14 protein-coding genes are annotated in these 13,007 nt (G+C 34.8%); 7 read left to right on the top strand and 7 right to left on the bottom strand.

What is annotated here, in order from left to right:
* Entirely contained in the window at positions 1 to 1,956 is a 1,956-nt protein-coding gene (locus ACR1PN_RS09190; RefSeq protein ID WP_433979793.1) for a DUF2207 domain-containing protein, read from the top strand.
* A 10-nt stretch (positions 1,957 to 1,966) separates the two neighbouring features.
* Positions 1,967 to 3,988, top strand: coding sequence for a DUF2207 domain-containing protein (locus tag ACR1PN_RS09185; RefSeq protein WP_433979792.1), 2,022 nt, complete (start codon positions 1,967 to 1,969; stop codon positions 3,986 to 3,988).
* 139 nt (positions 3,989 to 4,127) lie between these two features.
* Here the strand turns inward: ACR1PN_RS09185 and murA are convergent, their stop codons facing one another.
* From murA to ACR1PN_RS09165, 4 genes are all read right to left on the bottom strand, one after another.
* Entirely contained in the window at positions 4,128 to 5,435 is a 1,308-nt protein-coding gene (gene murA / locus ACR1PN_RS09180) for a UDP-N-acetylglucosamine 1-carboxyvinyltransferase (protein ID WP_433979791.1), read from the bottom strand.
* Positions 5,435 to 6,085 carry a DUF4290 domain-containing protein gene (locus tag ACR1PN_RS09175; protein WP_378183339.1) on the bottom strand — a complete coding sequence of 217 codons (651 nt, stop codon included), beginning with the start codon at positions 6,083 to 6,085 and terminating at the stop codon, positions 5,435 to 5,437. The genes murA and ACR1PN_RS09175 overlap by 1 nt, the downstream gene beginning before the upstream one ends.
* 115 nt (positions 6,086 to 6,200) lie before the next feature.
* Positions 6,201 to 6,614: a thiol-disulfide oxidoreductase DCC family protein gene (locus ACR1PN_RS09170; protein WP_433979790.1), complete on the bottom strand. Its 414-nt coding sequence runs from the start codon at positions 6,612 to 6,614 to the stop codon at positions 6,201 to 6,203.
* A gap of 14 nt (positions 6,615 to 6,628) precedes the next feature.
* Complete coding sequence (locus ACR1PN_RS09165) at positions 6,629 to 7,087, bottom strand: heme-binding domain-containing protein (RefSeq protein WP_433979789.1); 459 nt, start codon at positions 7,085 to 7,087, stop codon at positions 6,629 to 6,631.
* A 205-nt stretch (positions 7,088 to 7,292) separates the two neighbouring features.
* Between ACR1PN_RS09165 and der the strand changes: the two genes are divergently transcribed.
* Together der and upp are read left to right on the top strand one after the other, a co-directional pair.
* Complete coding sequence (gene der, locus ACR1PN_RS09160) at positions 7,293 to 8,603, top strand: ribosome biogenesis GTPase Der (protein WP_378183348.1); 1,311 nt, start codon at positions 7,293 to 7,295, stop codon at positions 8,601 to 8,603.
* Between the two features lie 109 nt (positions 8,604 to 8,712).
* A complete protein-coding gene (upp, locus tag ACR1PN_RS09155; RefSeq protein ID WP_433979788.1) occupies positions 8,713 to 9,363 on the top strand; it encodes a uracil phosphoribosyltransferase in 651 nt (216 codons plus the stop codon).
* Between the two features lie 4 nt (positions 9,364 to 9,367).
* Here the strand turns inward: upp and ACR1PN_RS09150 are convergent, their stop codons facing one another.
* Positions 9,368 to 9,931, bottom strand: a complete 564-nt coding sequence (locus tag ACR1PN_RS09150; protein WP_433979787.1) for a DUF3267 domain-containing protein — start codon at positions 9,929 to 9,931, stop codon at positions 9,368 to 9,370.
* Positions 9,932 to 10,054: 123 nt separating this feature from the next.
* On the bottom strand, positions 10,055 to 10,708 hold the full coding sequence (locus ACR1PN_RS09145; RefSeq protein ID WP_433979786.1) for a ComF family protein: 654 nt from the start codon (positions 10,706 to 10,708) through the stop codon (positions 10,055 to 10,057).
* 76 nt (positions 10,709 to 10,784) lie between these two features.
* Here ACR1PN_RS09145 and ACR1PN_RS09140 point away from each other — a divergent pair, with 76 nt between their 5' ends.
* Positions 10,785 to 11,168, top strand: coding sequence for an acyl-CoA thioesterase (locus ACR1PN_RS09140; RefSeq protein WP_433979785.1), 384 nt, complete (start codon positions 10,785 to 10,787; stop codon positions 11,166 to 11,168).
* On the opposite strand, the gene ACR1PN_RS09135 is transcribed toward ACR1PN_RS09140, so the two are convergent.
* Positions 11,169 to 11,666, bottom strand: coding sequence for a TlpA disulfide reductase family protein (locus ACR1PN_RS09135; RefSeq protein WP_433979784.1), 498 nt, complete (start codon positions 11,664 to 11,666; stop codon positions 11,169 to 11,171). It abuts the gene before it with no gap.
* 91 nt (positions 11,667 to 11,757) lie between these two features.
* Between ACR1PN_RS09135 and ACR1PN_RS09130 the strand changes: the two genes are divergently transcribed.
* Positions 11,758 to 12,204, top strand: coding sequence for a 6-pyruvoyl trahydropterin synthase family protein (locus ACR1PN_RS09130; RefSeq protein ID WP_378183367.1), 447 nt, complete (start codon positions 11,758 to 11,760; stop codon positions 12,202 to 12,204).
* Positions 12,205 to 12,227: 23 nt separating this feature from the next.
* On the top strand, positions 12,228 to 12,998 hold the full coding sequence (locus ACR1PN_RS09125; protein ID WP_433979783.1) for a UDP-2,3-diacylglucosamine diphosphatase: 771 nt from the start codon (positions 12,228 to 12,230) through the stop codon (positions 12,996 to 12,998).
* Positions 12,999 to 13,007: the final 9 nt, after the last annotated feature.

Below are 13,007 nucleotides of genomic sequence, written 5' to 3'. Positions count from 1 at the left end.
ATGAAAAAGCTTACAGCATTTCTTTTTCTCCTTTTCTTTGCTCTTGCTTTTTCCCAGCATGCGGAAGAATCTGAGCTTACTCAGACCGCTGATGTTGAACATTCTTTGGGGATTGAAAGAATTATAAATTTTCATGCGGATATTGATGTCGATAAAAATTCAGGATTAAAGATTACCGAGAAAATAAAAGTTCACAGTCTCGGGCAGCAAATTAAACGAGGGATTTTCAGAACTCTTCCATTGGTAAGAAATCTTAATGACAAAACTCAAAAGGTAAAGTATAATGTCATTTCTGTAAAGAAGAACGGAGTAGAAGAAGACTATCATGAAGAGATCGAAGACGGTTTTCTTAAAATCTATGTAGGGAATAAAGATGTGATTTTATCTATCGGAGATTACGATTACGAAATACAATATACCACAGAAAAGCAAATCGGTTTTTTTGAAAAATATGATGAATTGTACTGGAATGTGAACGGAACTGAATGGAGTTTTCCGGTTGAAAATATTTCAGCAATGGTACATCTTCCTCAAGGCGCAGAAATTATTCAGAATTCTTGTTATAAAGGGGGGTATGGAAGTACTTCTCAGGATTGTGTGGCTAAAATTCTTTCCGGAAATTCTATTGAATGGAGTGCAAAAGATTTAGGTTCCGGTGAAGGTCTTACCATTGCAGTCGGCTTTAAAAAAGGAATTATGATTCCTCCGCCTCCGCCAACTTTTCTTGAAAAATTCGGAATTCTGATTGTGGGGATTATTATCTTTTTAGGATTATTGATTTATTATTACACCACCTGGAAAAAATATGGTGTTGATCCAGAAATGCCGACTGTTTATCCCCAGTTTAATTCTCCGGATAATCTTTCTCCAGCTTCTTTAGGATTTATCAGCAGCGAAACTTTTAAAAATAAATATCTTACGGCAGCTTTGGTCAATTTGGCGGTAAAAGGATATGTTCAGATCATTGAAAGTGAAGATTCAGGAGTTTTTGGTTTGTTTAAATCGAAAAAATTTACAGTTAAAAAACTGAAGAATCAGAATCATAATCTTCCAAAAGAAGAAATCAGTTTGATGAACAGTTTATTTACAGGCGGTATGGATCAGGTGGAGTTCGACGGGAAATACGATTCTAAAATCGAGCAGGCTGTTCGCAGTTTTGAATCTGCATTGAAATTCCAGCATGATAAGCTTCTGAATGAAGGAAATAATACCAGAAAGATCTTTTTACCACTTATTTTAATTACGGTTATTTATGGAATCGGATTATTGATGAGCTTTAAAATATTTCCGGAAATAGAAAAAGTTTTTGTTGGCGGGGTTTTGTATGTAATTCTTTTGATTGCTTTCCTGATAACAGGATTTTTGTTTAAACGGTATTCGGTTTTATTTAAAATTTTCCTAATTATTCCAGCGGTGCTTCTCATTTCGTTGGGCGGGCTCATATTTACGCACAACGATTTTACGATTAATGATAATTTTAATATCTGTTATATATTCATTGTTTTAGGATTTACTTCGTTAATCATTTATCAGTTCCTGATCAGAAGACCATCCGAAGAAAAACTGAGAAAAAAATCTTTGATAGCCGGTTTCAAAATGTACATGGGTGCAGCCGAAAATCAACAGATTAAATTTCATAATCCACCGGAAATGACACCACAGTCTTTCGAGAAATTGTTGCCTTTTGCAATGGTTTTGGGTGTTGATGAAATTTGGGGTAAAAAATTCGACGATTTACTCAAAAAAATGTCTGTTACCGATTATCAGTCAAATTGGTATGTAGGTTCTACAATGAATCATTATGCAATGGCAAGTGTGCTTAATTCGAGTTTAACACAATCCATTCAGTCTTCAGCTACACAACCCTCAAGTTCGGGAAGCAGTTCGGGTTCCGGATCTGGCGGCGGCGGATTTTCCGGCGGTGGCGGCGGAGGCGGCGGCGGAGGCGGCTGGTAAAATTTTAATGATGAAAAATTTTATACATATCATTGCTCTTTTTTTCTGCATTTTTGTTTTTGCACAGGATGTAACTGTAGCATTGCCTGTAGAATCGGAAGATTGTATAAAAAATACTCAGGAAGATGTTCAGCGCGAAAGAATTGTATCTTTCAGTTCGGATATTCATATTGCTGAAAATACTCATGTTACCGTAACAGAGACGATTAAAGTGTATGCTTCCGGCTATGAAATTAAAAGGGGGATTTTTCGTGCTTTACCTTTGACGAGAAATATCAATGGTGGAAAAGTACCCATAACTTATGAAATTATTTCTGTTGAAAAAGATGGTACAGCAGAATCATATCATAAAGAAACTCAAAATGGTGTTTTTAATCTTTATATTGGTAATAAAGATGTTGAGCTGAGTCAAGGTTTTTATACCTATAAAATTGTATATAAAACGCAGGATCAGATTGGTCACTTTAAAGGATATGATGAATTTTACTGGAACGTCAACGGAACGGACTGGTCATTTCCTGTCGAAGATATTCAGGCAACAATTCATTTGCCAAAAGGTGCAGATATTCTCCAGAATTCATGCTACACCGGAATTCATGGAAGTACGGAACGCAATTGTACCAGTGAGAAATTATCTTTAACGGAAATTATTTTTAAAGCTAAAAATTTAGAACCTAAAGAAAATCTAACGGTTGCAGTTGGTTTTAAAGCGGGTGTTTTAAAAGAACCGTCTGCTTTTAATAAATGGTTAAGGAAAAACAAAACAAGCCTACCAATATTTGCCATAAGTCTTTTGTTGCTGTTGTTTTATTATTACAGCTGGAATAAAAATGGAAGAGACCCGGAAAAACCTACGGTTGTCCCGCAATATAATCCTCCGGGAAATCTATCTCCGGCAGCTTTAGGATATATTGATAAAGCGAAATTTGAACTTTCTCATGTAACTGCAAGTCTGATTGATTTGGCGATAAAAGGTTTTGTGGATATTGATGAGGTTAAAACTGAAAAACGACTTTTAGGGTTTTCAAAGATTTTCGACTTAAAAATCCTCGATAGAGACAGTGATTCTTTACCTGAAGATCAAAGCATATTGTTGAAAAAAATGTTTGGAAAAAACAAGAAAGTTTCAATAGCAGGAAATTACAGCCCGAGATTGAAAAAGGCAATCAGTGATTCTGAGGAAAATATTGCTGCGAAAAATGCGGTTTATGTTGAAACGGTTTCTAATGCTAAAACGGTTTATAAAGGGTTGAAAATTATTTTGTTGACTTTCTTTGTTTTACTTACTATCAGCGCTTTGGTAACCACAAGTTTTAAAGCTCTTATTATGGCTGTACCATTGGTTTTGTTTAATGGTTTGTTTGTGGCATTGCTGGTCTTTCTTTGGAAAGACAAGAGTAAGAAGCTTTTTTGGGGGATATTGGTTTTTACGGCTCCCTTTTTTATCCCCATATTTATGATAGCATTTTCTGTATCAGATGATGTTTCATATTTTGAATCAAACTGTTATAAATTTTTGATTTTTGGAGTTATTTCTCTTCTTCCATTTCGGTATTTTATGCGAAAACCCAGCGTTGAACGATTGGATATGAAAGCTCAGATTGACGGTTTCAAAATGTATCTTGGGACTGCAGAAGAAAATCAGCTTCAGTTTCATAATCCACCTGAAATGACGACCGATCTGTATGAAAAATTTCTTCCTTATGCTATTGTCTTTGACGTAGATGGGATTTGGGGAAAGAAAATGCGAAACAAACTAAAAGAAACTCTAGATGCTGAAGATCCTGAGATGATACAGATTCATCAGTTTAATTATAGTTTTGCAACATCCTTTTCGCAGAGTTTGGCGGCAACATCAGTGGAGCCTCCGAGAAGCTTTAGCTCAGGTTCATCATCGTCATCATCCGGTTCATCTTCTTCCTCAAGGTCTTCAAGCAGCTCTTCCTATTCGGGAGGTTCGAGTTCCAGCGGTTCTTCCGGTAGTGGTTCATCCGGCGGCGGTGGAGGCGGAGGCGGCGGAGGCGGCTGGTAAAAATTCCACAAAAAATAATTTACTTAATTGAATAAAAACAAAAGCGTTCAGAAAAAATCTGAACGCTTTTTATATTTTCTAGTAAAAAGTAATTTCGCTAATTGCTAATTGCTAATTGCTAATTGCTAATTGCTAATTATTAAATTCTCTCAATATCTGCTCCAATCGCTTTCAATCTTCCGTCGATATTTTCGTAACCACGATCGATTTGTTCGATGTTATGGATAATTGATTTTCCTTCTGCAGAAAGTGCTGCAATAAGGAGCGCATTGCCGGCTCTGATGTCCGGAGAAACCATTGTTGTTCCACGGAGAGGCGCTTCCTGATTCAAACCGATAACGGTTGCTCTGTGCGGATCACAAAGAATGATCTGAGCTCCCATGTCAATTAATTTATCAACAAAAAATAATCTCGATTCAAACATTTTTTGGTGTACCAAAAGACTGCCTTTTGCCTGAGTTGCTACCACTAAAATAATCGAAAGCAAATCTGGTGTAAAACCCGGCCAAGGCGCATCTGAAACGGTAAGTATAGAACCGTCGATAAATTTCTGAATTTTATAATGCTCCTGAGAAGGGATGTAAATGTCATCACCGCTTTGCTCAAGCTGAATTCCCAATTTTCTGAATGTATTTGGAATAACGCCTAATTGATTCCAGTTTACATTTTTGATGGTGATTTCAGATTTTGTCATCGCTGCAAGACCAATCCAAGAGCCGATTTCTACCATATCAGGAAGCATGGTGTGCTCTGTTCCTCTTAAATGAGTTACTCCTTCGATTGTCAATAAATTTGATCCAATACCGGAAATATTAGCACCCATTCTGTTCAGCATTTTGCACAATTGCTGAAGGTAAGGCTCACACGCTGCATTATAAATTCTGGTTTTTCCTTTTGCTAAAGCAGCCGCCATCACAATGTTTGCTGTTCCTGTTACAGAAGCTTCTTCCAGAAGGATGAATTTTCCGTTCAGTTCTTTAGCAGTTAATGAATAAAAATATTCTTCTTCATCATAATGAAATTCTGCTCCAAGCTCCACCAATCCCTGAAAATGAGTGTCTAATCTCCTTCTTCCGATTTTGTCACCTCCCGGAGTCGGCATATAGGCTTCACCGTAACGGGCCAACATTGGTCCCATCAACATAATTGAGCCTCTCAGTTTAGCACCGTCTTTTTTAAACTCGTTAGATTTAATATAATCGAAATTAACATTGTCTGCTTTAAACGTGAAATCGCCATGACCATTTTTAGTCACTTTCACCCCAAAGTCACCCAATATTTCGATAAGTCTGTTTACATCGTGGATGTCGGGAATATTTTTAATTCTTACTTCCTCATCGGTAAGCAAAACTGCACACAAAATCTGGAGCGCTTCATTTTTTGCTCCTTGTGGTGTAATTTCACCTTGCAATCTTTTTCCTCCTCTTATTTGAAATGTTCCACTCATTACCTTCTGTTCTTATGATTATTGTTATTAAATCTCCTTTTTGCGGATTGGTTTTTGTTATTTGTGTTCTTATTGTTGTTATTCCTGTTGGTATTGTTAGCGTAGTAAATTTTACTTTTCTCTAAGCTTTCGATACCGGTAAGGTCTAATCTGTTTTCTGAAAGTTCTTTCAAATGACGGAAAATCACATCATCTGTAACATGCTCTTTATTATAAACATTATAAGACTTCTTCATATTGTTGGCAATCACCTCAATCAGGGCTTCTTTTTCGTCACCCGGTTCAAGTTCGATTGCTTTTTCGATGAGTTGAAGAATGCTTTTTCCGTAGAATTTAAAGTCACCCTGAAGTTTAGGATACTCCATTCTTTTAGGTTTTTCCTGAAGTTGTTCTTGGGTAGGAAAAGGGTAGGGAGAATCTACATCCAAATCATAGTTTGCTAAAATAAATAGATGATCCCAAAGTTTATGTTTATAATTTTCTTCGTCGCGTAATTGCGGGTTTCGCTGCCCCATAAAATCAATAATAGCCATTGCCATCTCGTTTCTTTCTTCCTTGTCTGAAACTTCTTTGCAACGTTCAACCAACTGTTGTATGATTCTGCCATATTCCGGCATATTGAGCTGAGTTTTTTGGGTGTTGTATTCCATAGTCTGCAAATATATGGATTAATAAAAAATATGTTTTGAAAAACTTAATTCTTTATAAAAAATTAATAAAAAATTTTAAACTTATTGGATAAAAAGCCTTTCATATCGAGTAAGGTCAAACTTCTATAAATTTTTTCCTTTGGTGAGGTGTCGGCAAATAACATTTCTGATTGGCAAGCTTCATTCTGTTCTTTGAAACGATATCGTATAATTTATCACTAAGAAATCCCGGGATAAATTTTCCTATAGCTGAAAGTTTGAAAACACCACCCAGTAAATTGGCAATCTGCAGAACGGCTTTTGATTTTATCAGATAATATTGGTTCGGTTTCCAAAGGTACATCGTGTTGAAAACTTTTGTTTCCAGGCTTCTTTCCGACAAAAATTTTTGTCCGAAATCTGATTGTAAAGAAGCAAACATGAATTGGTCTTTTTTATCTCTTTCAAGAATCCATTGTACCCAGAAATTACAGACGCCACATTCGCCGTCAAAAAATACAATATGCTTTTGTTCCCAGTTCGCCTGCATAATCTTTAGTTTAGTTAATTCATTTTAAACTTCGTTTCCTCAATCTCTTTTTTGAAATACTTAATCAAATCCTGTCTTTGAGCATCGGTCAGTTTGGCATCCTGATGTCCTAAATAATAAGATTCCAGCGGCATTTCATGTTTTTCAAGCATTTCTACACATTCTTCCATTTTATGAATCTGTCTTTTGGGTTCGTATGTTGCAAAAATAGAAAAGTTCAGGTGACTTCTTCCTTCGTTAATATGATTTTTCAACCACCATGAAGCCGGAGCAATACTTGAATACCAAGGGTATTGCGTTTCATTAGAATGACAATCATAACAAGACGTTCGGATTGTATTGGCAATTTCAGGCTGTATATTTTTAATACTGATAAAATCCATTCCTTTATCAACAGGAGGATTTGTTTTATCAATCGGGAAAAACTGAATGATCACAAAAGCAACCAGAATAATAACGAGTATTTTTTTCATAAATGTGGGATTTACAAAGATTTAATGTTTAAAACAAATCAAATGCCTAAAGATTAAATATAATAAATTTTATCAACTATTAGATTGTAAAAGAGAGATTTATAATTTCATTTTTCCTTGCTAAATAATAAAGGCTTATCTTTGCAAAAAATTGGGCTCCAAAAGTTGGAGAAACCCATTAATAATTAAATTATTAAACATTTTTATGTCGAATATTGTCGCAATCGTTGGGCGTCCCAACGTAGGAAAATCCACGTTATTTAATCGTTTATTAGAAAGGAGAGAAGCTATTGTAGACTCTACTGCAGGGGTAACCAGAGACCGTCACTACGGAAAATCTGACTGGACCGGAGTAGACTTTACCGTAATTGATACCGGAGGTTATGATGTAAATAACGATGACGTTTTTCAGGGAGAAATCTCAAAACAGGTTCAGCTGGCAATTGATGAAGCTACATCGATCATTTTTATGGTGAATGTAGAAGAAGGTCTTACCGATACTGATTATGAAATTCATGAGATGTTGAGAAGATCAAACAAACCTGTATATATTGTCGTAAATAAAGTAGATTCTTCGAAAGAAGAACTTGCCGCTACAGAATTTTATCAGTTAGGAATCGAGAAATATTACACACTTTCTTCCGCAACAGGTTCCGGAACAGGAGATTTGTTGGATGATGTAGTAAAAGATTTCCCTACCACCGATTATAAAGATCCGTTTGAAGGATTGCCAAAAATTACTATTGCAGGTCGCCCAAATGTAGGGAAATCTACAATGACTAATGCATTGCTTGATGTTGAGAGAAACATCGTAACAGATGTTGCAGGAACAACAAGAGACAGTATTCAGACGTTGTATAATAAATTCGGATATGAGTTTGTGTTGGTAGATACAGCCGGAATGAGAAGAAAATCTAAAGTAAATGAAGATTTGGAATTCTATTCTGTGATGCGTTCTATCCGTTCTATCGAGTATTCTGATGTGGTCATTATCATGGTTGATGCAACTTTAGGTTGGGAATCTCAGGATATGAATATTTTCGGATTGGCTCAGAAAAACAGAAAAGGAATTGTAATTGTTGTTAATAAATGGGATTTGGTAGAAGACAAAACTACCAATACGGTAAGAGATTTCGAAAAATCGATCAGAGATAAAATCGGACAATTCAGTGATATTCCAATTTTGTTTGTTTCAGCGTTGACAAAGCAGAGAATTCTGAAGGCTGTTGAAATGGCAATGACTGTTTACGAAGACCGTAAAAAGAAAATCAAGACTTCAAAATTGAACGAAGTAATGCTTCCTATTTTTGAAGCGACTCCACCTCCTGCAAACAAAGGGAAATACATTAAAATCAAATATTGCGTACAGCTTCCGACACCGTCACCACAGTTTGTATTCTTCTGTAACCTGCCGCAGTACGTGAAAGAACCATATAAGAGATTTACTGAAAACCAACTGAGAAAGGAATTCGGATTTACCGGAGTTCCGATTGAAGTATATTTCAGACAGAAATAATTAATTTGAAAATTTGGAAATGAGTTAATTTGAAAATTAATTTCATTATTTTGTATGAAATAAAACTCATTATCTCATTTTCAAATTTTTAAACTTTCAAATTAAAACTATGACAGTAGTCCTTTCAGAACAATTTTCTTTAGTAAACTCTTGGATTAACGAATTGAGGAATGTCGATGTTCAGCACGACCGAATGAGATTCCGTAGAAATATGGAAAGAATTGGGGAAATCGCAGCATTCGAAATCAGTAAAGGTTTAGAATTGAAAGAAATTGAAATTCAGACTCCTTTAGATAAAATCAGAGTGAAAGAAATTGCAGTTCAGCCTGTCATTACAACGATTTTGAGAGCCGGAGTTCCTTTGTTTGAAGGAATTTTAAATTATTTTGATCAGGCAGACTGCGGTTTTGTTGCTGCGTATAGAAAACACGATGCTAATGACTATTTCTCGATTAAACAGGATTATTTAACGTGTCCGAATATCGAAGGAAGACCGTTAATTGTAGGTGACCCGATGTTAGCAACCGGAGCATCATTAATTGAAGCCATCAAAGATTTATTAACCAACGGAAATCCAAGTCAGCTTCATATTGTTGCAGCTATTGCTTCAAGGCAAGGTGTTGAAACCATTGAAAAAGCTTATCCCAATGCCAAAATCTGGGTAGGAGCCATTGATGAAAACTTAACCTCAAAAGGATACATCACTCCGGGATTAGGAGATGCCGGAGATTTAAGTTATGGTGAAAAACTACAGAGATAGAATCTTAATATTCTTTTCTGAAAATATAATATCCCGCTTCTGACGGATGATCCTGAACATAGTCTTCAGGATTTTCTTTTTTGATTAAACTATAAATCAATAAATCTCCCGCAGCCGCACTCGAAAAGAAAATACCAAAAGCGAGAAGCGCAATGTTTCCAATAGCTAAGCTGATAATTGCGGGGATAATTCCTAAAAGAATAAAAGGCGCTAATAATGCCACAATATAATTTTTGATTTTCAAAGGTTCTTTACAATGGCAATAAGGTGTAATCATTTTCCATAGAATACCAAATTTTATCGATTTGAACCCTTTACTTGCGTAGATTGCGAAAAATATTCCGTGAATAAGTTCATGAATAATAATTCCTAAAATGATAACAATCAAAGGCAAGAATGCGAAAGAAATATTTTCTCCGATGGACTTCAGAGAAATATTAAATCCCCAGATAAAATAATATGGAACGCTAAAGACAACAGCAAATACTAATAAATATAAAAGTGAAATTCCATTCGCTTTAGCTAAATCAATAATCTTTTCTTCTTTACAGTAGTCTTCAAAATTCATTGTTTTTCTTGTATTGGTATCCTTTAAAATGAAAAAGTTACAGTTTTAAAAATTTAAATCCTTTTTTTGAGATTTAAAAATTTATGATTTATTTCGAAACTACTCAGCTTCCAACTTCCTACATTATTCATCCATCGCCATAACCAAAACACTCACTTTGTTGTTTCCTGCCTTTAGAATTTCCCAGGCAACAGTCGATAAAGTATTTCCCGTTGTAAAAACGTCATCAATCAGTAAAATATGTTTACCTGAAATTTTCTGTGTGATTGAAAATATATTTTCAGTTTCGACACGATGTTTTTTATCTTTCAGAGCCTGAGCTTTTGAGTAATGATTTCTTTTGATTAAATCATGGCTAAAAGGAATTTTATAAAAGTTAGATAAAGTTTCAGTAAACAAATGAAGTTGATTATAACCTCTTTCTTTTAATTTTTTCGGATGCAGCGGCACGGAAACCAAAAAGTCGGGTTTTTCATTTTTAAAATCTAATCGTTCTGTTGTCCAATCAGCTAAAATTTTTCCGACATTTTCCCGACTTTTATATTTTAATTCGTGAATGATTTTTCGGCTTAAATTTTCCTTTTCAAACTGCATTAACGCAAAAGCATTTTCAATCGGAAAAAGCAATTTACACTTTTCCTTAACAAAATTATTTTCAAAATAATCGTAATGCGTAAAGTGAATTTGTTCAAAACAAAGATTGCAAACCAACAAGTTGGCTTCAATAATGCGATTGCAATGAATGCAACGATTAGGAAAGAAAATATCTAAAATCATTTGTGTGTTTTATGTAACTAATTTAATCAAAAATATCTAAAGAAGTTTGTTCAGATGGAAAATCTTATCTTTGAATATGAGTTTAGTTTTCGAAAAACAAATACAGGTAACACAAGAGCATATTGACGGAAACAATCACGTCAATAATGTTCAGTATGTAAAATGGGTGGAAGAAATTGCAGGAGAACACTGGGATTTCGTAAAGCATACAACCGATTTTCCAGATGATATTTGGATGCTTCTCGATCATCATATTCAGTACAAAAAGCAGGTTTATTTAAATGATGTCATTACGGTGAAAACTTATCCAAAAGCTCCAGAAGGAATCCGCCAACCCAGAAAAGTTGAGTTTTATTGCAATGATATTTTGGTAGTAGATTCTTTAACGCTCTGGGTTTTTATTGATAAAGAAACTCAGAAAATTAAAAGGCTGGAAAGTGATTGGCTGGATAAACTTTAATTATTTATTTAAAATTTCCAAAAGCATATTAAATTTCGATTCATCAATCGAACTTGTGATTTCTTCAATATTTCCACTTTTATCAAGAATAAAAGACATGGGATTTCTTACCAAGGTAAAATACGATTGCAGTTCTTGCGAAGAATCGGTAATATGCTGAAAATTAAAATTTTTCTTTACTAAAAAACGGGTTACCTTTTCTTTACTGTCGTGAGTAATTGCAATGAAATTTACTTTTTCACCAAATGTTTCTTTTAGTTTATTGAGATAAGGAAGTTCTTCAATACAAGGTTCGCAACTTGTTGACCAAAAATTAATAAATGTCAGCTTATCCTGTAAATGATTGGTTCTGAAATTTTTTCCGTCCTGATTTTTATAATGTTCAATCGGGAAATGTGTTCCTATTTTATTTTCAAGAGAAGGATGTGTCGGGAAAATTCTTTGCTGAGCATTCATAAAGCAGCTCAGTATTGCCAAAAATAAGGTTATTGTTTTCATAATCAATTAACGAGAAATTTAAACGAATATTTTAAAAGTTGATGTTGCGGAACTTTTTAATGAAACAAACCAAATTCCTTATCTTTGCACCATGATACGTATTACAAAAATTTTTACATTCGAAACCGCTCACGTTTTATACAATTACGACGGAAAATGTAAAAATATGCATGGGCATTCCTACAAACTTTTCGTTACGGTAAAAGGGAAACCTGTAAATGATCTTGAAAATCCCAAAAACGGAATGGTGGTAGATTTCGGCGATATAAAAAGTATTGTGAAATCTGAAATTGTTGATGTCTGGGATCATGCAGTGCTGATTAACGGATTGTCTCCACACAGACAATTGGGTGAAGATCTTGAAGAGAAAGGTCATAAAGTGATTTATTGCACCTTTCAGCCAACCTGCGAAAATATGTTGTACGCCATTGCTGCAAAAATAAAGTCGAAGCTTCCCGAAGGAATTTCTTTAGCCTATCTTAAACTTCACGAAACCGAAAACTCGTACGGAGAATGGTTTGCGGAAGATAATCAGTAATTTATTCAATAAAGTTCAGAGCGGTGTTAAAAACAACCATCAATTTACAGCCCGGAAAAAAAGTATATTTTGCTTCAGATCAGCATTTTGGTTCTCCGAATCCGAAAGACAGCAAGCTGCGTGAAGCGAAATTTATCCGTTGGATGAATGAGATTAAAAATGACGCGCAGGTTCTGTTTTTGATGGGTGATTTATTTGATTTCTGGCACGAGTGGAATCACGTTATTCCAAAAGGATATGTGCGTGTTCTTGGTAAAATTGCTGAATTAAAAGATCATGGGATTCAGATTTATTTCTTTGTCGGAAATCATGATTTATGGATGAAAGATTATCTGGAAGAAGAAATCGGCTGCACTGTTTTTTATAAAAAACAATATTTTGAAATTTCAGGAAAGCAATTTTTGCTGGCTCACGGAGACGGATTGGGTCCCGGAGATAAAGGTTACAAAAGAATGAAAAAAGTCTTTACAAACCCAATTGCGCAATGGTTTTTCAAATGGCTTCATCCTGATATTGCGATGAGAATAGCATTGTATATGTCCCAGAAAAACAAACTGATTTCGGGCGATGAAGACAAAGCCTTTTTGGGAGAAGATAAAGAATTTCTGATTATTTATTCTAAAAAGAAGCTCCAAACCCAGGATATCGATTATTTTATTTATGGACACAGGCATTTGCCAATGGTTTTAGATTTAGGGAAAAATTCGAAATACATCAATTTAGGAGACTGGATTTCTTATTTTACCTATGGCGTTTTTGAACGCGATTTTGAATTGAAAAAGTTTGATCATTAAATAAAAAAA

It is taken from the genome of Chryseobacterium sp. RLHN22 (assembly GCF_051011795.1).
In the GTDB taxonomy this organism is placed as follows: Bacteria; Bacteroidota; Bacteroidia; order Flavobacteriales; family Weeksellaceae; genus Chryseobacterium; species Chryseobacterium zhengzhouense.
Note: the sequence above shows the minus strand (reverse complement) of the source record. Positions and strands in the feature narration are given on the sequence as shown.

Coding starts and splice junctions, on each gene's coding strand:
- ACR1PN_RS09130 (WP_378183367.1), top strand. CDS start 11,758: ATGATACGTATTACAAAAATTTTTACATTCGAAACCGCTCACGTTTTA.
- ACR1PN_RS09150 (WP_433979787.1), bottom strand. CDS start 9,931: ATGAATTTTGAAGACTACTGTAAAGAAGAAAAGATTATTGATTTAGCT.
- ACR1PN_RS09140 (WP_433979785.1), top strand. CDS start 10,785: ATGAGTTTAGTTTTCGAAAAACAAATACAGGTAACACAAGAGCATATT.
- upp (WP_433979788.1), top strand. CDS start 8,713: ATGACAGTAGTCCTTTCAGAACAATTTTCTTTAGTAAACTCTTGGATT.
- ACR1PN_RS09135 (WP_433979784.1), bottom strand. CDS start 11,666: ATGAAAACAATAACCTTATTTTTGGCAATACTGAGCTGCTTTATGAAT.
- ACR1PN_RS09170 (WP_433979790.1), bottom strand. CDS start 6,614: ATGCAGGCGAACTGGGAACAAAAGCATATTGTATTTTTTGACGGCGAA.
- ACR1PN_RS09145 (WP_433979786.1), bottom strand. CDS start 10,708: ATGATTTTAGATATTTTCTTTCCTAATCGTTGCATTCATTGCAATCGC.
- murA (WP_433979791.1), bottom strand. CDS start 5,435: ATGAGTGGAACATTTCAAATAAGAGGAGGAAAAAGATTGCAAGGTGAA.
- ACR1PN_RS09190 (WP_433979793.1), top strand. CDS start 1: ATGAAAAAGCTTACAGCATTTCTTTTTCTCCTTTTCTTTGCTCTTGCT.
- ACR1PN_RS09175 (WP_378183339.1), bottom strand. CDS start 6,085: ATGGAATACAACACCCAAAAAACTCAGCTCAATATGCCGGAATATGGC.
- der (WP_378183348.1), top strand. CDS start 7,293: ATGTCGAATATTGTCGCAATCGTTGGGCGTCCCAACGTAGGAAAATCC.
- ACR1PN_RS09185 (WP_433979792.1), top strand. CDS start 1,967: ATGAAAAATTTTATACATATCATTGCTCTTTTTTTCTGCATTTTTGTT.
- ACR1PN_RS09165 (WP_433979789.1), bottom strand. CDS start 7,087: ATGAAAAAAATACTCGTTATTATTCTGGTTGCTTTTGTGATCATTCAG.